Raw genomic sequence first — 25,777 nt, forward strand, 5'->3', positions numbered from 1 at the left:
TACTTACCTTACGTTCTTACACTTTATCTGTGGTTTAAATCGTCCCGGAGTTGCCCTATATTAGCCAAACGTAATTATTTGGTTACAGGTCGTTAACCTCCATGAAAGACATAGATACACTCATCAGCAATAATGCACTATGGTCAAAAATGCTGGTGGAAGAGGATCCCGGGTTTTTTGAGAAACTGGCACAAGCGCAAAAACCGCGCTTTCTATGGATTGGATGTTCCGACAGTCGCGTTCCTGCAGAACGTTTAACCGGTCTTGAGCCGGGCGAACTCTTTGTTCACCGTAATGTTGCTAACCTGGTCATTCACACCGATCTAAACTGCCTCTCCGTGGTTCAGTATGCAGTGGATGTTCTCGAAGTTGAACATATTATTATCTGTGGCCACTATGGTTGCGGCGGCGTGCAAGCTGCTGTTGAAAACCCGGAACTGGGGCTTATCAACAACTGGCTGCTGCACATCCGCGATATCTGGTTCAAACATAGCTCATTGCTCGGCGAAATGCCGCCAGAGCGTCGTCTGGATACCCTGTGCGAACTGAACGTAATGGAACAGGTATATAACCTGGGTCACTCCACCATTATGCAATCAGCGTGGAAACGCGGGCAGAAAGTCACCATTCACGGCTGGGCTTACGGCATTCACGACGGCTTATTGCGTGACCTGGATGTCACAGCCACCAACCGCGAAACCCTGGAGCAACGTTACCGTCACGGGATTTCCAACCTCAAGCTGAAGCACATCAATCACAAATAAATTCGCCATGCCGGATGCAACACATCCGGCAAATCCGCACTTACTCGTCCAGCAGAATCACTTTGCCGATATACGGCAGATGGCGGTAACGCTGTGCGTAATCAATACCGTAACCCACCACAAACTCATCCGGGATCGAGAAACCGATAAATTCTACCGGCACGTTCACTTCACGACGGGACGGTTTATCCAGCAGCGTACAAATCGCCAGCGACTTCGGTTCGCGCAGGCTTAAGATTTCACGCACTTTCGACAGCGTATTACCGGAGTCGATGATATCTTCAACAATCAGCACGTCCTTGCCACGGATATCTTCATCCAGATCTTTGAGGATTTTCACATCACGGGTGGTGGACATGCCGCTACCGTAGCTGGAGGCGGTCATAAAGTCGACTTCATGAGATACCTGAACTTCACGGCACAGGTCCGCCATAAACATAAATGAGCCACGCAGCAGGCCTACCAGCACCATATCGCTGCCGCTGTCTTTGTAACGCTCAGTAATCTGACGACCCAGTTCGGCGATACGCGCTTTAATCTCCGCTTCGGGGATCATTACTTCTACAGTATGTTTCATATCTCTAACCATATGATTTAAAAACAAATCACTTCGCACGGGCTAGCTTCGGCACCGCAGCAAAGCGCAAGACACGCAGTATACCAGTAAAACTATTCATTGGCGGAATCTGTTAATAAAGCTCAAATTGTGATGACGATCACACATGTTAAAACCTATAATTAATTGCTACTAAAATATTAATGAATTGAAATGGTGTCTCTTTATGGCAATTAACAATACCGGCTCGCGACGATTACTCGTCACGCTAACAGCCCTTTTTGCAGCTCTTTGCGGGCTGTATCTTCTCATTGGCGGAGGCTGGCTGGTCGCGATTGGCGGCTCCTGGTACTACCCTATTGCAGGCCTTGTGATGCTCGGCGTCGCCTGGATGCTATGGCGCAGTAAACGCGCCGCGCTTTGGCTGTACGCGGCTCTGCTGCTCGGCACTATGATTTGGGGCGTCTGGGAAGTCGGTTTCGATTTCTGGGCACTGACTCCGCGCAGCGATATTCTGGTCTTCTTCGGCATCTGGCTGATCCTGCCGTTTGTCTGGCATCGACTGGTCATTCCTTCCAGTGGCGCAGTTGCCGCGCTGGTAGTGGCGTTGCTGATTAGTGGCGGAATCCTCACCTGGGCGGGATTTAACGATCCGCAGGAAATCAACGGCACCTTAAGCGCCGATGCCACGCCAGCAGAAGCCATCTCCCCCGTTGCCGATCAGGACTGGCCTGCCTATGGCCGCAATCAGGAAGGCCAACGCTTTTCGCCTCTGAAGCAAATTAACGCCGATAACGTCCACAACCTGAAAGAAGCCTGGGTATTTCGCACGGGTGATGTGAAACAGCCGAACGATCCGGGCGAAATCACCAATGAAGTGACGCCAATTAAAGTGGGCGACACGCTTTACCTGTGTACTGCTCACCAGCGTCTGTTTGCACTCGATGCCGCCAGCGGCAAAGAGAAATGGCATTACGATCCTGAGCTGAAAACCAACGAGTCTTTCCAGCACGTAACTTGTCGTGGCGTCTCTTATCATGAAGCCAAAGCAGAAACCGCTTCGTCGGAAGTGATGGCGGATTGCCCGCGTCGTATCATTCTTCCGGTCAATGATGGCCGCCTGATTGCGATTAACGCTGAAAACGGCAAGCTGTGCGAAACCTTCGCCGATAAAGGCGTGCTCAATCTGCAAAGCAATATGCCGGATACCAAACCGGGTCTGTATGAGCCGACTTCGCCGCCGATTATCACCGATAAAACCATCGTGATGGCTGGTTCAGTCACCGATAACTTCTCAACCCGCGAAACGTCTGGCGTGATCCGTGGTTTTGATGTCAACACAGGGAAGCTGCTGTGGGCCTTTGATCCGGGCGCGAAAGATCCGAACGCGATCCCGTCTGACGAACACACCTTTACCTTTAACTCGCCAAACTCGTGGGCACCTGCGGCCTATGACGCGAAGCTGGATCTGGTGTATCTGCCGATGGGCGTGACCACGCCGGATATCTGGGGCGGTAACCGCACACCGGAACAGGAACGTTATGCCAGCTCGATTCTGGCGCTGAATGCCACTACCGGGAAACTGGCGTGGAGTTACCAGACCGTTCACCATGACCTGTGGGATATGGATCTTCCGGCACAGCCGACGCTGGCGGATATCACCGTTAATGGTCAAAAGGTTCCGGTCATTTACGCTCCGGCGAAAACCGGCAACATTTTTGTGCTCGATCGTCGTAATGGTGAACTGGTGGTTCCTGCCCCGGAAAAACCGGTTCCACAAGGCGCAGCGAAAGGCGATTACGTTACCCCTACTCAACCGTTCTCTGAGCTGAGCTTCCGTCCGACAAAAGATCTAAGCGGTGCGGATATGTGGGGTGCCACCATGTTTGACCAACTGGTGTGCCGCGTGATGTTCCACCAGATGCGCTATGAAGGCATTTTCACCCCGCCATCTGAACAGGGTACGCTGGTCTTCCCGGGTAACCTGGGGATGTTCGAATGGGGCGGGATTTCCGTTGATCCGAATCGTGAAGTGGCAATTGCCAACCCAATGGCGCTGCCGTTTGTTTCGAAACTGATCCCACGCGGTCCTGGCAACCCGATGGAACAGCCGAAAGATGCCAAAGGCACGGGTACGGAATCCGGTATTCAGCCGCAGTACGGCGTGCCGTATGGCGTCACGCTTAACCCGTTCCTTTCACCGTTTGGTCTGCCGTGTAAACAACCAGCATGGGGTTACATCTCGGCACTGGATCTGAAAACCAATGAAGTGGTGTGGAAGAAACGTATTGGTACGCCGCAGGACAGTATGCCGTTCCCGATGCCCGTTCCGGTGCCGTTTAATATGGGTATGCCGATGCTCGGCGGACCAATCTCCACGGCGGGTAACGTGCTGTTTATTGCCGCTACGGCAGATAACTACCTGCGCGCTTACAACATGAGCAACGGTGAAAAACTGTGGCAGGGTCGTTTACCAGCGGGTGGTCAGGCGACGCCAATGACCTATGAAGTGAATGGCAAGCAGTATGTGGTGATCTCCGCAGGCGGTCACGGTTCATTTGGTACGAAGATGGGCGACTATATTGTGGCTTATGCGCTGCCGGATGATGTGAAGTAAGATTCGCTCAGATTACTGACAAAGTGCGCTTTGTTCATGCCGGATGCGGCGTAAACGCCTTATTCGGCCTACAAAATCGTATGGTGCGTAGGCCTGATAAGTGTAGCGCATCAGGCAATTTTGCGTTTGTCATCAGTTTAAAGCCCGGAGAGATCCGGGCATATTTCCGAATACGTATTTTTACACCGTAAACCCTAACATCATCCCCGTATCTTCATGCTCCAGCAGATGGCAGTGCGCCATATAAGCATGTTCTTTCGGTGCGTCGTGATTAAACTTCACCAGCACTTCACTGACATTGCCTTCTACTTTAACGGTATCTTTCCAGCCTGCGCGATGCGTCGCTGGCGGTTTGCCATTTTCTGACAAGATACGGAACTGCGTACCGTGGATATGGAACGGATGCAGCATCATGTCACCCACGCCAGAAATAACCCAACGTTCGTACTGTCCTTTCGCCGCCGCAAACATCGGCTTGTTCATATCAAACGCCTGACCGTTGATTTTATTGGCATGGTGGAAATCGAACTTCCCGCCGTGGCTCATATGATCCATATTACCGTGCCCCATATGCCCCATCATCTGGCTGTGATCCATCCCGGCCATCGCCTGATCGCCATATTTCTCCATCAGCATCTGCATCCCCATCATATCGAGCATCGGATCCATAGAGAGTTGCAGATTGCGTACCGTTAATCCGTCCAGCGAAGGTAAAGCAGGCAGGCTACTTAATGTGTCAGGTAAGGCACCTGAAGCACTAATGGCAATCGGCTGAATACGCATTACCGGATGCGGCTTATCAAACGGCGCAATCGCCATTCCCATCTGGCTGACCGGTAGCGTCACCAGATCAAACGGTTTGTTGTCGTTAACCTCCACCAGCACTTCAAAACGCTCGCCCATCAGCACCTTCAGTTCGCTCACCTTCACCGGTTCAGGCAGCAGACCACCATCGCTGGCAATCACATACAGCGGGCGATTGTCGCTGGTGGCGAAATTGAGCGAGCGGGCATTACAGCCATTAAGCAAACGCAGGCGCAGCCAGCCACGCGGTGCAGCGTGTTGCGGGTAAATAGCGCCGTTGGTCAGCAGCGTATCGCCAAACCAGCCCACGGCGGCAGTCATCACATCCAGTTGATAATCAATCTGCCCGTCGGCGTTAAATTTTTTATCCTGAACGATCACCGGGACATCATCGATACCCCACTGTTTCGGCAGCATTAATTTCAGGATCTCGTCATCTTCAATCACTACCAGTCCTGCCAGCCCCATCGCCACCTGACGCCCGGTTTTGCCGTGTTGATGCGGATGGAACCAGCAAGTGGCGGCAGGTTGATCAACGTTCAGCGTCACCGTGCGTTTACCGCCAGGCGGAATAATCCCCTGCGGGCCGCCGTCCACTTCACCCGGCACTTCCAGCCCGTGCCAGTGCAACGTCGTCTCTTCCGCCAGTTGGTTATAGATATCAACCGTTACCGCTTTGCCGCGCTGTAATTTCACCGCCGGCCCCAGCAGATTGCCGTTGTAACCCCAGGTGGTCGCCGTTTTCCCGGCAAAGCTGGACTGGCCTTCACCAATAGTTAACTGAATACGATTACGGGCATCGGTCGTGAGCAAATCAGGGATCGGTAACGTTGGACGATCCGCCGCAAATACTGCGCGGCTCCACAGTGGCAAAGCCGAAGCCACGCCCAGCGCGACGGAATATTTTAAGAAATCACGACGTTGCATAGTTATTTCCTTATTCTTAAGCAGGCGAAACAAAATCAAACGTTGAGCATAGTCCTTCCCCTTACAGGAAGGTCAAGCCACAGACACAATTTAATCCACAATAATGGTCGTCGCCTCGCTCGCAGTGTGCTAACGTTTATCATCTTTAAGTCCTGGTAGAAGCAATGAAGACGTTTTTCAGAACAGTATTATTCGGCAGCCTAATGGCTGTATGCGCAAACAGTTACGCGCTCAGCGAGTCTGAAGCCGAAGATATGGCCGATTTAACGGCAGTGTTTGTTTTTCTGAAGAACGATTGCGGTTACCAGAACTTACCTAACGGGCAAATTCGTCGCGCACTGGTCTTTTTCGCCCAGCAAAACCAGTGGGATCTCAGCAATTACGACACCTTCGATATGAAATCTCTCGGTGAAGATAGCTATCGCGATCTCAGCGGTATTGGCATTCCCGTCGCTAAAAAGTGCAAAGCCCTGGCTCGCGATTCCTTAAGCCTGCTTGCCTACGTCAAATAATCCCTGATACCTTTTTGTAGAAATATTGACCGTGCATCTGCGGTCAATGTTAGCTATTATGTTGCGCCCTTTTTTTACGGGTGTTAACAAAGGAGGTATCAACCCATGGCCGAAAAAAAACGGTGGCATGAAACGCTACACGACCAGTTTGGGCAGTACTTTGCTGTAGATAATGTTCTGTATCATGAAAAGACCGATCACCAGGATCTGATCATTTTTGAGAACGCCGCATTTGGTCGCGTGATGGCGCTGGATGGTGTAGTACAAACCACCGAGCGCGACGAGTTTATCTATCATGAGATGATGACCCACGTTCCTCTACTGGCTCACGGTCACGCGAAACATGTGCTGATCATCGGCGGCGGCGACGGTGCCATGCTGCGTGAAGTGACCCGACATAAAAACGTTGAGTCAATCACGATGGTGGAAATCGATGCGGGTGTCGTGTCGTTCTGCCGTCAGTATCTGCCCAACCATAACGCCGGTAACTACGACGATCCGCGCTTTAAACTGGTGATCGACGATGGCGTCAATTTCGTTAATCAAACCAGCCAGACCTTCGACGTAATTATCTCCGACTGCACCGATCCTATCGGTCCCGGCGAAAGCCTGTTTACCTCAGCATTTTATGAAGGTTGCAAACGTTGCCTGAATCCTGGCGGTATTTTCGTCGCGCAGAACGGTGTCTGCTTTTTACAGCAGGAAGAGGCCATCGACAGCCATCGCAAACTCAGCCATTACTTCAGCGACGTTGGCTTTTATCAGGCGGCGATCCCGACCTATTACGGCGGCATCATGACCTTTGCATGGGCAACAGATAACGACGCCTTACGCCATCTCTCTACCGAAATTATTCAGGCGCGTTTTCTCGCCTCTGGCCTGAAATGCCGTTATTACAACCCGGCAGTCCATACGGCAGCTTTTGCCTTACCTCAGTATCTGCAAGACGCACTGGCTTCACAGACGTCCTAAGGAGAAGATAAGAAATTGAAAAAACTGAAACTGCATGGCTTTAATAATCTGACCAAAAGTCTGAGTTTTTGTATTTACGATATCTGCTACGCCAAAACTGCCGAAGAGCGCGACGGTTATATTGCTTATATCGATGAACTCTATAATGCCAATCGTCTGACCGAAATCCTGTCAGAAACCTGTTCCATTATCGGAGCCAATATTCTTAACATCGCCCGCCAGGATTACGAACCACAGGGTGCCAGCGTCACTATTCTGGTGAGCGAAGAGCCGGTTGATCCGAAACTTATCGACAAAACAGAACACCCCGGCCCGCTGCCAGAAGCCGTGGTTGCCCATCTCGATAAAAGTCATATTTGCGTACATACCTACCCGGAAAGCCATCCTGAAGGCGGTTTATGTACCTTCCGCGCCGACATAGAAGTCTCCACCTGCGGCGTGATTTCCCCGCTGAAGGCGCTGAATTACCTGATCCACCAGCTTGAGTCCGATATCGTAACCATTGATTATCGCGTGCGTGGCTTTACGCGTGACATCAACGGTATGAAGCACTTTATCGACCATGAGATTAATTCGATTCAGAACTTTATGTCCGAGGATATGAAGGCGCTGTATGACATGGTGGATGTAAACGTCTATCAGGAAAATATCTTCCATACCAAGATGTTGCTTAAAGAGTTCGACCTTAAGCACTACATGTTCCACACCAAACCGGAAGATTTAACCGACAGCGAGCGCAAAGAAATTACCGCTGCGCTGTGGAAAGAGATGCGCGAGATTTATTACGGGCGCAATATGCCAGCTGTTTAACGGCTCAGGCGGAGCACAGAGGCTCCGCCTGCTTTATTTACTTCTGCTGTACGAATTTACGGTACGCCGCCACCACCTGAAGAAAATCCTCAACGCCGCACAGCGACAGGCTTTCTTCGTCGTAGTAGTTCATCCCCTCTTCCATTTCATCGCCAGCAAATTCCAGTTGATTGGCGCGAATCATCACCTCTTCGCCGTCCATCCATAGCGTGTACTCATGCCCTGCCCGCTGCCAGGAACGTTCGCTACCTTTGAGCGTGCGCGCGGCGTCTTCCACTTCATCAAGCAAGGCCAGGTTTTCTTTCACCTCTTCATTAAACCAGTGCCCGACCACTTCATGCCCCATGGACATACGCACCTTTACCACTCCGGTAATATCGCGCAGAAATTCATAATCCATAGTGTGTTCCTCTGCTCCCGGCAATGCGCCGAAATCGCATTGCGCCATTGATGTAATTATCGCAGCCTTACCGGAGAAAAACAGCGGAACGGCGATGGTTTAGAAATAAAAAATGCCCGGGAATCTCATTCACCGGGCATTGTGTTGTTTATGCGCAGCGCGTGCGCTTACTTATTAAACCGCAGTCTGGAAAATCACCCCGTCCGCTTTTTCGGTGTACTGAGAAAGCTGGTTGAAGTTCAGATAACGGTAAGTATCAACGGCAGTTTTATCTACCTGCGCAACATAGGTCTGGTACTCTTCCGGCGTTGGCAGTTTGCCAAGAAGTGCCGCGACAGCCGCCAGTTCCGCAGAAGCCAGGAAGACGTTCGCGCCAGTACCCAGACGGTTCGGGAAGTTACGGGTAGAGGTGGAAACCACCGTCGCACCGTCTGCCACACGCGCCTGGTTACCCATACACAGGGAACAGCCAGGTATCTCGATACGCGCACCGCTCTTACCGAAGACGCTGTAGTAGCCTTCTTCGGTCAACTGCGCGGCGTCCATACGGGTTGGCGGTGCCACCCACAGGCGGGTCGGCAACTGACCTTTGTGCGCATCCAGCAGTTTACCAGCGGCACGGAAGTGACCGATGTTAGTCATGCAAGAACCGATAAACACTTCGTCGATCTTCTCGCCCTGTACCGCAGACAGCGGACGTGCGTCATCCGGGTCGTTCGGTGCACAGAGGATAGGTTCTTTGATATCAGCCAGATCGATGTCAATCACCGCTGCATATTCCGCATCCGCATCGGCTTCCAGCAGCTCAGGATTCGCCAGCCATTTTTCCATGCCCTGAATACGACGTTCCAGGGTACGACGATCGCCGTAACCTTCCGCGATCATCCACTTCAGCAGGACGATGTTGGAGTTCAGGTATTCGATGATCGGTTCTTTGTTCAGCTTGATGGTACAACCGGCAGCAGAACGCTCGGCAGACGCATCGGTCAGTTCAAATGCCTGCTCAACTTTCAGATCCGGCAGACCTTCAATTTCCAGGATGCGACCAGAGAAGATGTTTTTCTTGCCTTTCTTCTCAACGGTCAGCAGACCTTGTTTGATCGCATACAGCGGAATGGCGTGTACCAGATCGCGCAGGGTGATGCCCGGCTGCATTTTGCCTTTGAAGCGCACCAGAACGGATTCCGGCATATCCAGCGGCATAACGCCAGTCGCGGCAGCAAATGCCACCAGACCAGAACCCGCCGGGAAGGAGATACCAATCGGGAAACGAGTATGGGAGTCACCGCCAGTACCGACGGTATCCGGCAGCAGCATACGGTTCAGCCAGGAGTGGATTACGCCATCACCCGGACGCAAAGACACACCGCCACGGTTCATAATGAAGTCCGGCAGCGTGTGGTGAGTGTTAACGTCAACCGGCTTCGGATAAGCCGCAGTGTGACAGAAAGACTGCATCACCAGATCAGCCGAGAAGCCCAGGCATGCCAGGTCTTTCAGTTCATCACGGGTCATTGGACCGGTGGTGTCCTGCGAACCGACAGAAGTCATTTTCGGTTCGCAATAAGCGCCCGGACGAATGCCTTTCACGCCACAGGCACGACCCACCATTTTCTGCGCCAGCGAGAAGCCACGGTCACTTTCCGCCACATCTTTCGCCTGACGGAAAACATCGCTCTGCGGCAGACCAAGTGCCTCACGCGCTTTGGTGGTCAGGCCACGACCGATAATCAGCGGAATACGGCCGCCAGCACGCACTTCATCAATCAGCACGTCGGTTTTCAGTTCGAAGGTCGCCAGCAGTTCGTTGGTTTCGTGGTTACGCACTTCACCTTTGTACGGATAAACGTCAATCACGTCGCCCATGTTCAGGCTGGAAACGTCCACTTCAATTGGCAACGCACCGGCATCTTCCATCGTGTTAAAGAAGATTGGTGCAATTTTACCGCCGAGGCACAAACCGCCACCGCGTTTGTTCGGCACATGTGGAATATCATCGCCCATAAACCACAGAACGGAGTTAGTGGCAGATTTACGCGAAGAACCAGTCCCCACAACGTCACCGACGTAAGCCAGCGGGAAACCTTTTTGTTGCAGAGCTTCGATTTGCTTGATCGGGCCAACAACGCCTGGCTGGTCTGGCTCGATGCCTTCACGGGCGTTTTTCAACATCGCCAGGGCGTGCAGTGGGATATCCGGACGCGACCATGCATCCGGTGCCGGAGAGAGGTCATCGGTGTTGGTTTCACCGGTCACTTTGAAGACGGTAACGGTCAGTTTTTCAGCCAGCGCCGGGCGATTCAGGAACCATTCGGCATCTGCCCAGGACTGCATAACCTGCTTCGCGTATTTGTTGCCTGCTTTGGCTTTTTCTTCTACATCATAGAAGTTATCGAACATCAGCAGCGTATGAGACAGTGCTTTGGCGGCAATTGGCGCCAGTTTGGCATCATCCAGCGCATCGATCAGCGGATGAATGTTGTAACCACCCTGCATGGTGCCCAGCAGTTCAATGGCTTTTTCTGGAGTCAACAGTGGGGATTTGGCTTCGCCTTTCGCGACAGCAGCAAGGAAACCAGCTTTTACATAGGCGGCTTCATCGACGCCAGGGGGAACACGGTTGGTTAACAGATCTAACAGGAATTCTTCTTCGCCCGCAGGCGGGTTTTTCAGCAGCTCTACAAGCGCGGCCATTTGGTTTGCATCCAGGGGTTTGGGCGCAATCCCCTCAGCGGCACGCTCAGCTACGTGCTTACGGTATTCTTCTAGCACGACGGTTCTCCTCGCTCTCATTGTCATAGTGCGGCAGGCGATTCTCTTCACGCTCCTGTGAGACAGCAGTTTGTAGGGTAAATGCCCAGTACCGCAACGGGCAGAATAGCAGGATTTTGACGATGTGTTAATCCGTTTACAAAAAAGCAACATAAAAAAGTGGCTGAATCGTTAAGGATGGTCTAGAGATTGTTTCCCTCCGTAAAAATTTCGTTAATTCGCATGGTGATAATCACCTTTCTCAACGAATCCCAAGATTAGTCAAAATTTAAACTACCGCCTCTTTATACTCGGATTCACAGCACCTGCGGGTGGCAGTTCGCCGACCATTGCGATTTCTTTGAGATCCGAATTATGAAAATGACTTTGCCGTTTAAACCCCATGTGCTGGCACTAATTTGCAGTGCCGGGCTTTGTGCCGCTTCCGGTGCTTTGTATGTAAAAAGCCGCACTGTGGAAACGCCTGTAGAAGCGCAAACTGTGCCTGTTGTCACTACAGCTACGCTTCCAGCAACGGTTTCCGCGCCGCCAGTAGTACCCGCCGTCGTTAAATCTACATTCAGCACTGCGCAAATAGATCAATGGGTTGCACCTGTCGCGCTATACCCCGACTCTCTGCTTTCACAAGTGTTAATGGCATCAACCTATCCGACAAACGTTGCGCAAGCAGTGCAATGGTCGCACGATAATCCACTTAAACAAGGCGATGCTGCTATTCAGGCGGTATCTGACCAGCCGTGGGATGCCAGCGTCAAATCACTGGTGGCGTTTCCACAGTTGATGGCATTGATGGGCGAAAACCCGCAGTGGGTGCAAAACCTGGGCGATGCGTTTCTGGCACAGCCGCAGGACGTGATGGACTCGGTACAGCGTTTGCGTCAACTGGCGCAACAAACCGGGTCGCTGAAGTCATCAACCGAACAGAAAGTCATTACGACAACGAAGAAAGCTGTACCGGTAAAACCGGCTGTCGCGCCTTCCGCCATACAATCCAATACCGTTTCAACAGCCAGCCCCGTCATTACAGAACCTGCACCGACCGTAATAACCATTGAGCCAACCAATCCGGATGTGGTTTATATTCCCAACTATAACCCGACCGTGGTTTACGGGAACTGGGCCAATTCCGCGTATCCGCCGGTTTACCTGCCGCCGCCAGCCGGAGAACCGTTTGTTGACAGCTTTGTGCGCGGTTTCGGCTACAGCATGGGCGTCGCCACTACATACGCGTTATTCAGCAGCATCGACTGGGATGACGACGATCATGACCATCATCATGACGATGATGATTATCATCACCACGATGGCGGTCATCGTGACGGCAACGGCTGGCAACACAACGGTGACAACATCAATATTGACGTCAACAATTTCAACCGTATCACCGGTGAGCATCTTACTGATAAGAATATGGCATGGCGGCACAATCCAAACTACCGTAATGGTGTGCCCTATCATGATCAGGATATGGCAAAGCGGTTTCATCAAACCGATGTCAACGGCGGCATGAGCGCCACGCCGCTTCCTGCACCGTCGCGCGACAGTCAGCGTCAGGCAGCGGCAAGTCAGTTTCAGCAACGAACACACGCCGCACCAGCCATTACGCGAGATACGCAACGTCAGGCTGCGGCACAACGGTTTAATGAAGCGGAACACGATGGCAATTATGAAGATTTTCGCGAGTTCAGCCGTCGCCAACCACTGACCCAGCAGCAAAAGGATGCCGCTCGTCAGCGTTATCAGTCGGCCTCACCTGAACAGCGCCAGGCGTTCCGTGAGAGAATGCAAACTAACCCGCAGAACCAGCAGCGAAGAGAGGCGGCGCGTCAGCGTATTCAGTCCGCTTCACCTGAGCAGCGCCAGGCAGTCCGCGAGAAAATGCAGACTAACCCGCAGAACCAGCAGCGAAGAGATGCAGCGCGTGAGCGTATTCAGTCCGCATCACCAGAGCAGCACCCACTCAACCAACAGCAACGTGATAACGCCCGCCAGCGTATTCAATCGGCATCTCCTGAACAACGTCAGGTTTTTCGGGAGAAAGTTCAGGAGAACCGCCCGCAACGTCTAAACGACAGTAACCGTACTGCCAGGCTGAATAACGAGCAACGGTCTGCGGTACGTGAACGGTTGTCTGAGCGTGGAGCAAGAAGACTGGAAAGATAAATTGCAGGCGTAAAAAAAGCGGCGTTGTTAGCCGCTTAAGACTGATGACAAACATCGAATCGCCCGATGCGCAAGCTTATCGGGCCTACACGGCACCTGCAATGTATTGAATTTGCATGATTTTGTAGGCCGGATAAGGCGTTTACGCCGCATCCGGCATCAACAACGAGCACTTTGTCAACAATCTGAAGCGGCCAGAATAGCCGCTTCTTAATTTGCCGGATGTTCCGGCACACGAAGAATTACTTCTTCTTCGCTTTCGGGTTCGGCAGGTCAGTGATGCTACCTTCGAATATTTCTGCCGCCAGACCCACAGACTCATGCAGAGTCGGGTGCGCGTGGATGGTCAGCGCGATGTCTTCCGCGTCACAACCCATTTCGATTGCCAGACCGATTTCACCCAGCAGCTCACCGCCGTTAGTACCGACAATTGCACCACCGATCACACGGTGAGATTCTTTGTCGAAAATCAGTTTGGTCATACCGTCTGCGCAGTCGGAAGCGATAGCACGACCAGAAGCAGCCCACGGGAAGGTGGCGGTTTCGTAGCTGATGCCTTTCTCTTTCGCTTCTTTCTCAGTCAGACCTACCCATGCAACTTCTGGTTCGGTATAAGCGATGGACGGGATAACTTTCGGATCGAAGTAGTGTTTCTTACCTGCGATAACTTCAGCAGCAACGTGACCTTCGTGAACACCTTTGTGTGCCAGCATCGGCTGACCGACGATATCGCCGATAGCAAAGATGTGCGGTACGTTGGTACGCAGTTGTTTATCAACGCGGATGAAGCCACGGTCGTCCACTTCCACGCCTGCTTTACCTGCGTCGAGGTTTTTACCGTTCGGCACACGACCAATCGCTACCAGCACGGCATCGTAACGCTGCGGTTCAGCCGGTGCTTTTTTGCCTTCCATCGTCACATAAATACCGTCTTCTTTCGCTTCAACGGCAGTAACTTTGGTTTCCAGCATCAGGTTAAATTTCTTGCTGATACGCTTGGTGAAGACTTTAACGATGTCTTTGTCAGCCGCAGGGATAACCTGGTCGAACATTTCAACCACGTCAATCTGTGAACCCAGCGCGTGGTATACGGTTCCCATTTCCAGACCGATGATACCACCACCCATAACCAGCAGGCGTTCTGGTACTTCTTTCAGTTCCAGCGCGTCAGTGGAGTCCCAGATACGCGGATCTTCATGCGGAATAAACGGCAGTTGGATCGGGCGAGAACCCGCTGCGATGATCGCGTTATCGAAGTTGATCACGGTTTTACCGTTCTCACCTTCAACTTCCAGGGTGTTCGCCCCGGTGAATTTACCCAGACCGTTGACCACTTTGACTTTGCGGCCTTTCGCCATACCAGCCAGACCACCGGTCAGCTGATTGATCACTTTCTCTTTCCAGGTACGAATCTTGTCGATATCGGTTTTCGGTTCACCGAAGACGATACCGTGTTCAGCCAGCGCTTTGGCTTCTTCGATAACTTTCGCTACGTGCAGCAGTGCTTTAGAAGGGATACAGCCGACGTTCAGGCAAACACCGCCGAGGGTGTTGTAGCGTTCTACGATTACAGTTTCCAGACCTAAATCAGCGCAACGGAAGGCAGCAGAATAACCTGCGGGGCCTGCCCCAAGTACCACGACCTGAGTTTTGATTTCAGTACTCATCATGACCTCTATTTATTTATCTCCGGCGGTCATACCCGTCGTCTTTCAGGCCGCAGCGGCGTTAGCTTCACGCCCTCACCCCAGTCACTTACTTATGTAAGCTCCAGGGGATTCTGGCGCTTGCTACCTTGCTGCACCCAGAAATCCATAGGGTATGTGAAGTAATACCCTAACCACCACCGGGTCGTTCTATCCGTCGGTATTTTACAAAATTGTTAACAATTTTTAAACAACAAACGGCAACCGATTTGTCTATTCGCTAATAATCTCAATATATTCATGAGATTACCAGAAAAAAGCCGGCCGATGGGCCGGCTCTTTTATTTACATCACCAGACGGCGAATGTCAGACAGCGTGTTGTTAATGATGGTAATGAAACGGGCACCATCAGCACCGTCGATCACGCGGTGGTCGAAGGAGAGAGAGATCGGCAGCATCAGACGCGGCACGAACTCTTTACCATTCCACACCGGCTCCATCGCGGACTTGGAAACGCCGAGGATAGCCACTTCCGGCGCGTTCACAATCGGCGCGAAGTGGGTAGTACCCAGGCCGCCGATGCTGGAGATGGTAAAGCAACCGCCCTGCATTTCGCCCGCAGTCAGCTTACCGTCACGCGCTTTCTTAGAAATAGTCATCAGCTCGCGAGACAGCTCGATGATGCCTTTCTTGTTGACGTCTTTGAATACCGGAACAACCAGACCGTTCGGGGTATCCACCGCCACACCGATGTTGATGTATTTCTTCAGGGTCAGACGCTGACCGTCCTCCGACAGCGAACTGTTGAAGCGAGGCATCTGCTCAAGTGCCGCAGCAACGGCTTTCATGATGAAGACAACTGGGGTTATCTTCACATCCAGCTTACGTTTCGCTGCTTCTTCGTTCTGCTGTTTACGGAACGCTTCCAGCTCGGTGATATCGGTTTTGTCGAAGTGGGTAACATGCGGGATCATCACCCAGTTACGGCTCAGGTTAGCACCAGAGATTTTCTGGATACGGCCCAGTTCCACTTCTTCGATTTCACCAAACTTGCTGAAGTCCACCTTCGGCCACGGCAACATGCCAGGGATACCACCGCCAGTCGCCGCCGGAGCTGCTTCTGCACGTTTGATAGCTTCTTTCACGTAAGCCTGAACGTCTTCGCGCAGGATACGACCTTTACGGCCAGTGCCCTTCACTTTCGCCAGGTTAACGCCAAACTCGCGTGCCAGACGGCGGATCAGCGGAGTCGCGTGAACGTAAGCGTCGTTTTCAGCAAATTCAGATTTACCTTCCGCTTTCGCAGCCGGTGCTGCTGCCGGTGCTTCAGCTTTTGCTGCCGGAGCCGGCGCTGCCGCTTCCTGTTTCGCCGGAGCCGCCGCAGGCGCTGCGCCTTCAACTTCGAAGATCATAATCAGCGAGCCAGTTTTCACTTTATCGCCAACGTTGACTTTCAGTTCCTTCACGACGCCCGCGAACGGAGCCGGAACTTCCATAGAGGCTTTGTCGCCTTCTACGGTGATCAGTGACTGTTCAGCGGCAACTTTGTCGCCCACTTTCACCATCACTTCGGTCACTTCAACTTCGTCACCGCCGATATCCGGAACGTTAACTTCTTTCACGCCAGCCGCTGGCGCAGGTGCTGCTGCCGGAGCTGCTTCCTGTTTAGCCGCCGGAGCCGGAGCTGCCGCACCTGCTTCACCCGCAACTTCGAAGATCATAATCAGCGAGCCGGTAGACACTTTGTCGCCAACGTTCACTTTGATCTCTTTCACGGTGCCTGCAAACGGTGCCGGAACTTCCATAGAAGCCTTGTCGCCTTCAACGGTGATCAGCGACTGTTCAGCTTCAACTTTATCGCCCACTTTCACCAGGATTTCGGTCACTTCGACTTCGTCGCTGCCGATATCCGGAACGTTAACATCTTTTGCCGCCGCTGCCGCTGGTGCTGCTGCCGGAGCGGCTTCTTTCTTCTCTTCTGCCTGAGCAGGTGCAGCGTCAGCTGCACCGTCGGCGGAATCGAAAATCATAATCAGTGCGCCGGTCTGGGTTTTGTCGCCAACAGAGACTTTGATCTCTTTAACGATACCCGCCTGCGGAGACGGTACTTCCATAGAGGCTTTGTCGCCTTCTACGGTGATCAGCGACTGTTCGGCTTCAACTTTGTCGCCCACTTTGACCAGGATCTCGGTGATTTCAACTTCATCAGCCCCGATGTCCGGTACTTTGATTTCGATAGCCATTATTCTTTTACCTCTTACGCCAGACGCGGGTTAACTTTTTCTGCATCGATGTTGAATTTGGCGATTGCGTCAGCAACCACTTTCTTATCGATTTCGCCACGTTTAGCCAGTTCGCCCAGCGCCGCAACCACTACGTAGGAAGCATCAACTTCGAAGTGGTGACGCAGGTTCTCACGGCTGTCGGAACGACCGAAGCCATCAGTACCCAGGACGCGGTAGTCGTCAGCCGGTACGTAAGTACGGACCTGCTCAGCGAACAGTTTCATATAGTCGGTAGATGCCACTGCCGGAGCGTCATTCATCACCTGAGCAATGTACGGAACGCGCGGAGTTTCCAGCGGGTGCAGCATGTTCCAGCGTTCACAATCCTGACCATCACGCGCCAGTTCGGTGAAGGAGGTCACGCTATAGACGTCAGAACCTACGCCATAATCTTTCGCCAGGATCTGTGCTGCTTCACGGACGTGACGCAGAATAGAACCGGAGCCCAGCAGCTGAACTTTACCTTTGCTACCTTCAATGGTTTCGAGTTTGTAGATACCTTTACGGATACCTTCCTCAGCACCTTCCGGCATTGCCGGCATGTGGTAGTTTTCGTTCAGCGTAGTGATGTAGTAGTAAACGTTCTCTTGTTTTTCACCGTACATACGCTCCAGACCGTCATGCATGATGACAGCAACTTCGTAAGCGTAAGCCGGGTCGTATGAGATACAGTTCGGGATAGTCAGCGACTGAATATGGCTGTGACCATCTTCGTGCTGCAGACCTTCACCGTTCAGGGTGGTACGACCGGAAGTACCGCCGATCAGGAAGCCACGCGCTTGCTGGTCGCCAGCCGCCCAGCACAGATCGCCGATACGCTGGAAGCCGAACATCGAGTAATAGATGTAGAACGGAATCATCGGCAGATTGTTGGTGCTGTAAGAGGTCGCCGCTGCCAGCCAGGAACAACCTGCGCCCAGCTCGTTGATCCCTTCCTGCAGAATCTGACCTTTCTCGTCTTCTTTATAGTAAGCAACCTGCTCGCGGTCCTGCGGGGTGTACTGCTGACCGTTCGGGCTGTAAATACCAATCTGACGGAACAGACCTTCCATACCGAAAGTACGCGCTTCGTCGGCGATGATCGGTACCAGACGATCTTTGATCGACTTGTTCTTCAGCATCACGTTCAGGGCACGAACGAAAGCGATAGTGGTAGAGATCTCTTTGCTCTGCTCTTCCAGCAGCGCGCCGAAGTCTTGCAGGCTCGGCAGCTCCAGCTTCTCGGTGAAGTTCGGCTGGCGGCTTGGCAGATAACCGTGCAGTTTCTGACGCTGAGCGTGCAGATAGGTATGCTCTTCAGAACCTTCCGGGAAGGTGATGTACGGCAGTTTTTCGATATCTGCATCAGACACCGGAACATTGAAACGGTCGCGGATGTGACGCACGCCGTCCATGTTCATTTTCTTAACCTGGTGCGCGATGTTTTTGCCTTCAGCCGCGTCGCCCATGCCGTAACCTTTAATGGTATGAGCAAGGATTACAGTCGCTTTTCCTTTGGTTTCCTGCGCTTTCTTGAATGCAGCGTAGATTTTCTTCGGATCGTGACCGCCACGGTTCAGTGCCCAGATCTGCTCGTCAGTCCAGTCTGCAACCAGTGCTGCGGTTTCCGGATATTTACCGAAGAAATGTTCACGAACATACGCACCATCTTTCGATTTGAAGGTCTGGTAGTCGCCGTCAACGGTTTCGTTCATCAGCTGGATCAGTTTACCGCTGGTATCTTTACGCAGCAGTTCATCCCAACGGCTACCCCACATCACTTTGATCACGTTCCAGCCAGCACCTTCGAAGATGCCTTCCAGTTCGTTGATGATCTTGCCGTTACCAGTTACCGGGCCGTCAAGACGCTGCAGGTTACAGTTGATAACGAAGACCAGGTTATCCAGTTTTTCACGGGTAGCGATGGTGATCGCACCTTTGGATTCCGGTTCGTCCATTTCACCGTCGCCGAGGAACGCGTAAACGGTCTGTTTAGAGGTATCTTTCAGGCCACGGTGTTCCAGATATTTCAGGAATTTAGCCTGGTAAATAGCACCAATCGGACCCAGACCCATAGATACGGTCGGGAACTGCCAGAATTCCGGCATCAATTTCGGGTGCGGATAGGAAGAGAGGCCATTGCCGTGAACTTCCTGACGGAAGTTATCCAGCTGCTCCTGAGTCAGACGACCTTCCAGGAAAGCACGAGCGTAAACGCCCGGGGAGATGTGACCCTGGAAGTAAACCAGGTCGCCGCCATCCTGCTCGTTGCGTGCACGGAAGAAGTGGTTAAAGCACACATCATAAATGGTTGCGGAAGACTGGAAGGATGCCATGTGGCCGCCCAGTTCCAGATCTTTTTTGGATGCACGCAGAACCGTCATGATGGCGTTCCAGCGGATAGCTGAACGAATACGGCGTTCCAGTTCCAGATTACCCGGATACTCCGGTTGTTCTTCAACGGGGATGGTGTTGATGTAGTTGCTGACGCCGGTGCCTGCGGCTACGTTGACTCCGCCTTTGCGGGCTTCAGCAAGCAGTTGGTCGATCAGATACTGAGCACGCTCAACACCTTCTTCACGGATGACCGATTCGATCGCCTGGAGCCAGTCGCGAGTTTCGATCGGATCCACGTCATTTGGGAAACGTTCTGACATGGGTTATTCCTTATCTATCTAATAACGTTGAGTTTTCTGGAACCTGTCCCATTGAACTCTCGCCGGAAAGCTCAATAAGACAGGTTCTACGTTTAGTTGCCGCGCTTTTATATGCGCTTGATTTACAACATCTTCTGGCTAATTTTCACCAGAAAAATCACTAATTCTTTCGTTGCTCCAGACGGCGCAGAGAACGCTCACGGCGACTCTCTTCACGGCTTCTGTCGAGCAAAATTTCTTCGATAAAGGCCAGATGGCGATGTGATGCTTCGCGCGCTTCTTCCGGCTTACCGGCCATAATCGCTTCGAATATGCGGGTGCGGTGACTACTCACCAGCGGCAGCATCTCGCGACGCGAATAGAGCAATTCGAAGTTCTGACGGACATTCTGAGCCAACATCGGCTCCATACACCTTAGCAGATGAAGCAAAACCACATTGTGGGCCGCTTCGGTGACGGCAATCTGATACTGGAGTACGGCGTTTGATTCCGCGTCCAGATCGCCAGACTGCTGCGCCAGCTCTATGGCGTGATGGAGTTCACGGATGCGTTCCTTGTCTTCATCGGTACTACGCAGCGCGGCGTAATAAGCGGCGATACCTTCCAGGGCGTGTCGTGTTTCGAGCAAGTCATACTGTGATTCAGGATGGTCGGAGAGCAGCTCCACCAGCGGATCGCTGAAACTTTGCCAGAGGCTGCTCTGGACAAAAGTGCCGCCACCCTGGCGACGAAGCAACAAGCCCTTCGCTTCGAGACGTTGAATCGCCTCACGCAAGGAGGGACGGGAGACGTCGAACTGTTTCGCCAGTTCGCGTTCCGGTGGGAGTTTTTCGCCCGGACGAAGTGTGCCTTCGAGGATCAAAAACTCCAGTTGCTGCTCAATCACATCGGAGAGTTTTGGTTGGCGGATTTTGCTGTAGGCCATGAGTTCCTGTCTTAAGCCACTTGCCGAAGTCAATTGGTCTTACCAATTTCATGTCTGTGACGCTAAAGTAACAAAGTATTCACCTCATGTCCATACAGGTTTTGATTGAAATCATGAAACTGTGCACATTTTAACAACTTGACACATATGACGTTTCAAAGTTGTAACTATGCACAAATGTAGACTTTACGTGAGCAATGGTTTTTTTAACGTTTATTAAACTATAAAAATCCGAATTGAACCGATTCACTTACCAATTTTTCGATTTTTAATGCCATTAAAATGAATTTATATTCATTTATTGCGGTGGGGGTGTTTCGGGGCTTCCCTTTACAAACGATTTCTTTTTAGGCAACTCATCTTCAACCTGGCATAAAGCGAGTGCATTCGCTGCCGCATACCATTATTCTTGATCTGACGGAAGTCCCTTTGTAACAATTCAAACGCCTTTGATGTAAACAAATTAATACAACAAACGGAATTGCAAACTTACACACGCATTACTGCGTAGATCAAAAAAACAATCACCGCACGAGGTTTCATGATGGAAGGTCAACAGCACGGCGAGCAGCTAAAGCGCGGCCTTAAAAACCGCCATATCCAGCTTATCGCGCTGGGTGGCGCGATAGGAACCGGGCTATTCCTGGGAAGCGCCTCCGTAATACAGTCCGCAGGGCCAGGGATTATCCTGGGTTACGCTATTGCCGGTTTTATCGCCTTTCTGATCATGCGTCAGTTAGGTGAAATGGTGGTCGAAGAACCGGTCGCTGGCTCCTTCAGCCACTTTGCTTATAAATACTGGGGCAGCTTTGCCGGTTTCGCCTCTGGCTGGAACTACTGGGTACTGTACGTTTTAGTTGCCATGGCAGAGCTTACTGCCGTGGGTAAATATATTCAGTTCTGGTATCCGGAAATCCCCACCTGGGCTTCGGCCGCCGTATTCTTTGTGGTGATCAACGCCATCAACCTGACCAACGTTAAAGTGTTTGGCGAGATGGAGTTCTGGTTTGCCATTATCAAAGTTATCGCGGTGGTGGCGATGATCATCTTCGGTGGCTGGCTGCTGTTTAGCGGCAACGGCGGCCCGCAGGCGAGCGTTAGCAACCTGTGGGATCAAGGTGGCTTCCTGCCGCACGGCTTCACCGGGCTGGTGATGATGATGGCGATTATCATGTTCTCGTTCGGCGGTCTGGAACTGGTGGGCATCACCGCAGCAGAAGCAGATAACCCGGAGCAAAGTATTCCCAAAGCGACTAACCAGGTTATCTACCGCATCCTGATTTTCTATATTGGTTCGTTAGCCGTTCTGCTCTCCCTGATGCCGTGGACACGCGTTACCGCCGATACCAGTCCGTTTGTGCTTATCTTCCACGAGTTGGGCGATACTTTTGTAGCTAACGCCCTGAATATCGTGGTGTTGACGGCGGCGCTTTCGGTTTACAACAGTTGCGTCTACTGCAACAGCCGTATGCTTTTCGGTCTGGCACAACAAGGAAACGCACCGAAAATGCTCGCTTCCGTCGATAAACGCGGCGTACCGGTAAACACCATTCTGGTCTCTGCGTTGGTTACGGCATTGTGCGTACTGATTAACTACCTTGCCCCAGAGTCCGCATTCGGACTGTTAATGGCGCTGGTGGTTTCCGCTCTGGTGATCAACTGGGCGATGATTAGCCTGGCACATATGAAGTTCCGCCGCGCTAAGCAAGAACAAGGTGTGATAACTCGTTTCCCTGCCCTGCTCTATCCACTGGGTAACTGGATCTGCCTGCTATTTATGGCGGCGGTACTGGTGATTATGCTGATGACGCCGGGAATGGCGATTTCGGTTTACCTGATCCCGGTATGGCTGCTCGTGTTAGGCATCGGCTATCTGTTTAAAGAGAAAACCGCAAAAGCCGTAAAAGCGCATTAATTTCTCTACGCCCTCACCCGCGCTGGGTGAGGGCCACAATCTTTTACACCAACGCTCCGTAAATCGTCAGTAGCGCAATCACCACCACAACCACGAACGAAGTTTTCTTCGCCATTGAAACCGCTGCTTTCGGCGTCTCCACCTTATCAACATGCGGTTCACGCGCCAGAGAGAACTGCGCCAGACGCGTTAACACCTGATATTGCGAAGTATGGAAATCACCCAGCGAAGCAAACCAGGCAGGTAATGCTTTCTCACCGTGACCGATCAAGGCATATACCACACCCGCAAGACGAACCGGCACCCAATCCAGCACATGAAGCACGGCATCAATGCCGGACTGTAAACGATGATGCGGCGTCTGGTAACGCGCCAGCCAGTATTGCCATGCACGCAAAAACGCATACCCCATCAGCGTAACTGGCCCCCAGGTTCCCCCTACAATCAACCAGAACAGCGGCGCCAGGTAAAAACGGAAATTGATCCACAGCAGTGCATTTTGCAGCTCACGCAAGAACTCACGTTCATCACAACCTGCAGGAACACCGTGAATCATGGTTAATTCGCCAGCCATCGTGGAACGGGCATGGTTATCGTTACGTGAAGCGGCTGTCAGATATGCATGATAATGGAGACGCACTTTACCCGCGCCAATACACAGTAAACCAAGCAACAGCCATACCAGCAGCGTAGGGACGTTGAACAATAACCCATGCAACGCGCGCAACAGCAAAAAAGTCACTCCCATCGCAATAATGGTCATACCTAACGTGCGCCCCAGCGAAAAATGTTTCACCCGCCGAAAGAACGCTTCAAGACGGTGATCAAGCTGCCAGTGCTCGCCCAACTTAAACAGGCGCTCAAAAATTAGCACCAGTAAGGTTGTAAATAGCGTCATGTTGTCTCCTTGCTAACCAGCGCACGAAACCGTGCCCAATCAAATGCAGGACCGGGATCGGTTTTCCGCTCCGGCGCAATATCGCAATGCCCCGTCATGTTTTTAGCGATATCTGGATAGCGATCAATCAGCGCCCGCGTAACCGCCGCAAGCTGTTGATACTGCGCATCGGTGTACGCCAGCGTGTCAGTACCTTCCAGCTCAATCCCAATAGAAAAATCATTACAGCGTTCGCGACCTTGATACTGAGAGACTCCCGCGTGCCAGGCGCGTTTATCGAAAGGAACATACTGGACAATTTCACCATCACGGCGAATCAAACAATGAGCGGAAACGCGCAAATGGGCGATCTCAGCAAAGAAAGGATGTGCCTGCGGATCAATAGTTCCGGTGAATAATGCGTCGATCCACGGACCGCCAAACTCGCCTGGCGGCAGGCTAATATTGTGCACCACCAGCAGGGTGGGTGTTTCGTCATCCGGGCGACAATCGTAATGTGGTGAGGGAACGCGGCGCGCGCCGACCAGCCACCCCTGTTCTAACAACATGCAGGATCTCCTTATATGTGGTGCTAATACCCGGTTCAGAGTAGCATGTTTCTACCTTATGATTCGTTAGCTATCTGGAGTTTTAACATGCCGCCTCGCCGCTATAACCCTGACACCCGACGTGACGAGCTGCTGGAACGCATTAATCTCGATATCCCCGGCGCGGTGGCTCAGGCGCTGCGGGAAGATTTAGGCGGAACAGTCGATGCCAACAATGACATTACGGCAAAACTTTTACCGGAAAATTCTCGCTCTCATGCCACGGTGATCACCCGCGAGAATGGCGTATTTTGCGGCAAACGCTGGGTTGAAGAGGTGTTTATTCAGCTGGCAGGCGACGATGTCACCATCATCTGGCATGTCGATGACGGCGATGTCATCAACGCCAATCAACCCTTGTTCGAACTTGAAGGCCCATCCCGCGTGCTGTTAACGGGCGAACGCACTGCGCTCAATTTTGTGCAAACCCTTTCAGGGGTTGCCAGTAAGGTACGCCACTATGTCGAATTACTGGAAGGCACCAACACGCAGTTGTTGGATACGCGCAAAACCTTACCCGGCCTGCGTTCAGCTCTGAAATACGCGGTACTTTGCGGCGGCGGAGCGAATCACCGTCTGGGGCTTTCTGATGCCTTCCTTATCAAAGAAAACCATATTATTGCCTCCGGCTCAGTGCGTCAGGCGGTCGAAAAAGCGTCCTGGTTGCACCCGGATGCGCCAGTAGAAGTCGAAGTAGAAAATCTGGAAGAACTTGATGAAGCCCTGAAAGCAGGTGCCGATATCATCATGCTGGATAACTTCGAAACAGAACAGATGCGCGAAGCCGTCAAACGCACCAACGGCAAGGCGCTACTGGAAGTGTCTGGCAACGTCACCGACAAAACTCTGCGCGAATTTGCCGAAACGGGCGTGGACTTTATCTCCGTCGGTGCGCTAACTAAACACGTACAGGCACTCGACCTTTCAATGCGTTTTCGCTAATTGCTGACAGATTTATCCGCTCCGTAGCGGGCGGATAATCTTCCCTTCCCCCATCTTTCTTCGTAACGCCTCGCAAATTTCTTGTCTTTCACTGCAACGTAATAAAAAACCCCGGAAGCTGCTTTCCCGTTTTGTTTTTTGCCCCTCGCCTGTGCCGATGGCGTTTGCCAAAGTAGCGCCAACGAAATCAAGGAGCAAAACAGATGGACAAGCAACGCGGTTTTACACTTATCGAACTGATGGTGGTTATTGGCATCATTGCCATTTTAAGCGCCATCGGCATTCCCGCTTATCAGAACTACCTGCGCAAAGCCGCACTCACCGACATGCTACAAACCTTTGTGCCTTACCGTACTGCCGTAGAGTTGTGCGCGCTGGAACATGGTGGATTAGATACCTGTGACGGCGGTAGCAATGGCATCCCCTCGCCCACCACCACTCGCTATGTTTCAGCGATGAGTGTGGCAAAGGGCGTGGTGTCGCTGACCGGGCAGGAGAGCCTCAATGGGCTAAGCGTCGTCATGACGCCGGGTTGGGATAACGCAAACGGCGTCACCGGCTGGACGCGCAACTGCAATATTCAAAGTGACAGCGCGTTGCAGCAAGCCTGCGAAGATGTCTTCCGCTTTGATGACGCTAACTAAG

Annotated in this window: 19 protein-coding genes; 9 read left to right on the forward strand and 10 right to left on the reverse strand. The window is 52.2% G+C overall.

The window, feature by feature from the left end:
• Positions 1-101: 101 nt before the first annotated feature.
• Positions 102-764 (forward strand): carbonate dehydratase, encoded by a 663-nt coding sequence (gene can, locus A7Z06_RS04290; protein WP_000651596.1) that lies wholly within the window; start codon positions 102-104, stop codon positions 762-764.
• 40 nt (positions 765-804) lie between these two features.
• On the opposite strand, the gene hpt is transcribed toward can, so the two are convergent.
• Positions 805-1,341: a hypoxanthine phosphoribosyltransferase gene (gene hpt / locus A7Z06_RS04295; RefSeq protein WP_000683335.1), complete on the reverse strand. Its 537-nt coding sequence runs from the start codon at positions 1,339-1,341 to the stop codon at positions 805-807.
• A gap of 205 nt (positions 1,342-1,546) precedes the next feature.
• Between hpt and gcd the strand changes: the two genes are divergently transcribed.
• Positions 1,547-3,937: a quinoprotein glucose dehydrogenase gene (gene gcd / locus A7Z06_RS04300; RefSeq protein WP_105279352.1), complete on the forward strand. Its 2,391-nt coding sequence runs from the start codon at positions 1,547-1,549 to the stop codon at positions 3,935-3,937.
• Between the two features lie 180 nt (positions 3,938-4,117).
• On the opposite strand, the gene cueO is transcribed toward gcd, so the two are convergent.
• Positions 4,118-5,668 carry a multicopper oxidase CueO gene (gene cueO / locus A7Z06_RS04305; RefSeq protein ID WP_001189578.1) on the reverse strand — a complete coding sequence of 517 codons (1,551 nt, stop codon included), beginning with the start codon at positions 5,666-5,668 and terminating at the stop codon, positions 4,118-4,120.
• 164 nt (positions 5,669-5,832) lie between these two features.
• Between cueO and A7Z06_RS04310 the strand changes: the two genes are divergently transcribed.
• The 3 genes from A7Z06_RS04310 to speD all read left to right on the forward strand — a co-directional run bounded on the left by A7Z06_RS04310 (position 5,833) and on the right by speD (position 7,962).
• Positions 5,833-6,180, forward strand: coding sequence for a YacC family pilotin-like protein (locus tag A7Z06_RS04310; RefSeq protein WP_000846617.1), 348 nt, complete (start codon positions 5,833-5,835; stop codon positions 6,178-6,180).
• 105 nt (positions 6,181-6,285) lie between these two features.
• On the forward strand, positions 6,286-7,152 hold the full coding sequence (speE, locus tag A7Z06_RS04315) for a polyamine aminopropyltransferase (protein ID WP_000818481.1): 867 nt from the start codon (positions 6,286-6,288) through the stop codon (positions 7,150-7,152).
• 15 nt (positions 7,153-7,167) lie between these two features.
• Entirely contained in the window at positions 7,168-7,962 is a 795-nt protein-coding gene (gene speD, locus A7Z06_RS04320; protein WP_000734284.1) for an adenosylmethionine decarboxylase, read from the forward strand.
• A 37-nt stretch (positions 7,963-7,999) separates the two neighbouring features.
• Here speD and yacL read toward each other — a convergent pair whose 3' ends face one another.
• Both yacL and acnB read right to left on the reverse strand, forming a co-directional pair.
• Positions 8,000-8,362, reverse strand: coding sequence for a protein YacL (gene yacL / locus A7Z06_RS04325; RefSeq protein ID WP_010345363.1), 363 nt, complete (start codon positions 8,360-8,362; stop codon positions 8,000-8,002).
• 174 nt (positions 8,363-8,536) lie between these two features.
• Positions 8,537-11,134: a bifunctional aconitate hydratase 2/2-methylisocitrate dehydratase gene (acnB, locus tag A7Z06_RS04330; protein ID WP_010345366.1), complete on the reverse strand. Its 2,598-nt coding sequence runs from the start codon at positions 11,132-11,134 to the stop codon at positions 8,537-8,539.
• 354 nt (positions 11,135-11,488) lie between these two features.
• Here acnB and A7Z06_RS04340 point away from each other — a divergent pair, with 354 nt between their 5' ends.
• Entirely contained in the window at positions 11,489-13,297 is a 1,809-nt protein-coding gene (locus A7Z06_RS04340) for a DUF3300 domain-containing protein (RefSeq protein ID WP_000784452.1), read from the forward strand.
• A gap of 242 nt (positions 13,298-13,539) precedes the next feature.
• Here A7Z06_RS04340 and lpdA read toward each other — a convergent pair whose 3' ends face one another.
• The 4 genes from lpdA to pdhR form a co-directional block, all read right to left on the reverse strand.
• Positions 13,540-14,964 carry a dihydrolipoyl dehydrogenase gene (gene lpdA, locus A7Z06_RS04350; protein WP_000102484.1) on the reverse strand — a complete coding sequence of 475 codons (1,425 nt, stop codon included), beginning with the start codon at positions 14,962-14,964 and terminating at the stop codon, positions 13,540-13,542.
• 324 nt (positions 14,965-15,288) lie between these two features.
• Positions 15,289-17,187, reverse strand: coding sequence for a pyruvate dehydrogenase complex dihydrolipoyllysine-residue acetyltransferase (aceF, locus tag A7Z06_RS04355; RefSeq protein ID WP_016159377.1), 1,899 nt, complete (start codon positions 17,185-17,187; stop codon positions 15,289-15,291).
• Between the two features lie 14 nt (positions 17,188-17,201).
• Positions 17,202-19,865 carry a pyruvate dehydrogenase (acetyl-transferring), homodimeric type gene (aceE, locus tag A7Z06_RS04360; RefSeq protein ID WP_000003836.1) on the reverse strand — a complete coding sequence of 888 codons (2,664 nt, stop codon included), beginning with the start codon at positions 19,863-19,865 and terminating at the stop codon, positions 17,202-17,204.
• A gap of 160 nt (positions 19,866-20,025) precedes the next feature.
• Positions 20,026-20,790, reverse strand: coding sequence for a pyruvate dehydrogenase complex transcriptional repressor PdhR (pdhR, locus tag A7Z06_RS04370; protein WP_000331776.1), 765 nt, complete (start codon positions 20,788-20,790; stop codon positions 20,026-20,028).
• A gap of 541 nt (positions 20,791-21,331) precedes the next feature.
• Between pdhR and aroP the strand changes: the two genes are divergently transcribed.
• The gene (aroP, locus tag A7Z06_RS04375; protein ID WP_000969909.1) at positions 21,332-22,705 is read left to right on the forward strand and encodes an aromatic amino acid transporter AroP; all 1,374 of its coding nucleotides are present in this window, start codon (positions 21,332-21,334) and stop codon (positions 22,703-22,705) included.
• A 43-nt stretch (positions 22,706-22,748) separates the two neighbouring features.
• On the opposite strand, the gene ampE is transcribed toward aroP, so the two are convergent.
• The gene (ampE, locus tag A7Z06_RS04380) at positions 22,749-23,603 is read right to left on the reverse strand and encodes a beta-lactamase regulator AmpE (RefSeq protein WP_000171991.1); all 855 of its coding nucleotides are present in this window, start codon (positions 23,601-23,603) and stop codon (positions 22,749-22,751) included.
• Positions 23,600-24,151 carry a 1,6-anhydro-N-acetylmuramyl-L-alanine amidase AmpD gene (gene ampD / locus A7Z06_RS04385; protein WP_000923724.1) on the reverse strand — a complete coding sequence of 184 codons (552 nt, stop codon included), beginning with the start codon at positions 24,149-24,151 and terminating at the stop codon, positions 23,600-23,602. Before ampD ends, ampE begins: the two co-directional genes overlap by 4 nt.
• A gap of 87 nt (positions 24,152-24,238) precedes the next feature.
• Between ampD and nadC the strand changes: the two genes are divergently transcribed.
• Positions 24,239-25,132, forward strand: a complete 894-nt coding sequence (nadC, locus tag A7Z06_RS04390; RefSeq protein ID WP_001135168.1) for a carboxylating nicotinate-nucleotide diphosphorylase — start codon at positions 24,239-24,241, stop codon at positions 25,130-25,132.
• 203 nt (positions 25,133-25,335) lie between these two features.
• The gene (gene ppdD, locus A7Z06_RS04400) at positions 25,336-25,776 is read left to right on the forward strand and encodes a prepilin peptidase-dependent pilin (protein ID WP_000360904.1); all 441 of its coding nucleotides are present in this window, start codon (positions 25,336-25,338) and stop codon (positions 25,774-25,776) included.
• Position 25,777 lies beyond the last annotated feature (1 nt).

The organism is Escherichia sp. MOD1-EC6819 (assembly GCF_002965765.1).
GTDB classification, from domain to species: Bacteria; Pseudomonadota; Gammaproteobacteria; order Enterobacterales; family Enterobacteriaceae; genus Escherichia; species Escherichia ruysiae.

What these genes read in the sequence shown, in the direction of transcription:
- nadC (WP_001135168.1), top strand. Translation starts at nt 24,239, where the DNA reads ATGCCGCCTCGCCGCTATAACCCTGACACCCGACGTGACGAGCTGCTG.
- aroP (WP_000969909.1), top strand. Translation starts at nt 21,332, where the DNA reads ATGATGGAAGGTCAACAGCACGGCGAGCAGCTAAAGCGCGGCCTTAAA.
- lpdA (WP_000102484.1), bottom strand. Translation starts at nt 14,964, where the DNA reads ATGAGTACTGAAATCAAAACTCAGGTCGTGGTACTTGGGGCAGGCCCC.
- ampE (WP_000171991.1), bottom strand. Translation starts at nt 23,603, where the DNA reads ATGACGCTATTTACAACCTTACTGGTGCTAATTTTTGAGCGCCTGTTT.
- yacL (WP_010345363.1), bottom strand. Translation starts at nt 8,362, where the DNA reads ATGGATTATGAATTTCTGCGCGATATTACCGGAGTGGTAAAGGTGCGT.
- hpt (WP_000683335.1), bottom strand. Translation starts at nt 1,341, where the DNA reads ATGAAACATACTGTAGAAGTAATGATCCCCGAAGCGGAGATTAAAGCG.
- speE (WP_000818481.1), top strand. Translation starts at nt 6,286, where the DNA reads ATGGCCGAAAAAAAACGGTGGCATGAAACGCTACACGACCAGTTTGGG.
- can (WP_000651596.1), top strand. Translation starts at nt 102, where the DNA reads ATGAAAGACATAGATACACTCATCAGCAATAATGCACTATGGTCAAAA.
- pdhR (WP_000331776.1), bottom strand. Translation starts at nt 20,790, where the DNA reads ATGGCCTACAGCAAAATCCGCCAACCAAAACTCTCCGATGTGATTGAG.
- aceE (WP_000003836.1), bottom strand. Translation starts at nt 19,865, where the DNA reads ATGTCAGAACGTTTCCCAAATGACGTGGATCCGATCGAAACTCGCGAC.
- ppdD (WP_000360904.1), top strand. Translation starts at nt 25,336, where the DNA reads ATGGACAAGCAACGCGGTTTTACACTTATCGAACTGATGGTGGTTATT.
- A7Z06_RS04310 (WP_000846617.1), top strand. Translation starts at nt 5,833, where the DNA reads ATGAAGACGTTTTTCAGAACAGTATTATTCGGCAGCCTAATGGCTGTA.
- ampD (WP_000923724.1), bottom strand. Translation starts at nt 24,151, where the DNA reads ATGTTGTTAGAACAGGGGTGGCTGGTCGGCGCGCGCCGCGTTCCCTCA.
- A7Z06_RS04340 (WP_000784452.1), top strand. Translation starts at nt 11,489, where the DNA reads ATGAAAATGACTTTGCCGTTTAAACCCCATGTGCTGGCACTAATTTGC.
- gcd (WP_105279352.1), top strand. Translation starts at nt 1,547, where the DNA reads ATGGCAATTAACAATACCGGCTCGCGACGATTACTCGTCACGCTAACA.
- cueO (WP_001189578.1), bottom strand. Translation starts at nt 5,668, where the DNA reads ATGCAACGTCGTGATTTCTTAAAATATTCCGTCGCGCTGGGCGTGGCT.
- aceF (WP_016159377.1), bottom strand. Translation starts at nt 17,187, where the DNA reads ATGGCTATCGAAATCAAAGTACCGGACATCGGGGCTGATGAAGTTGAA.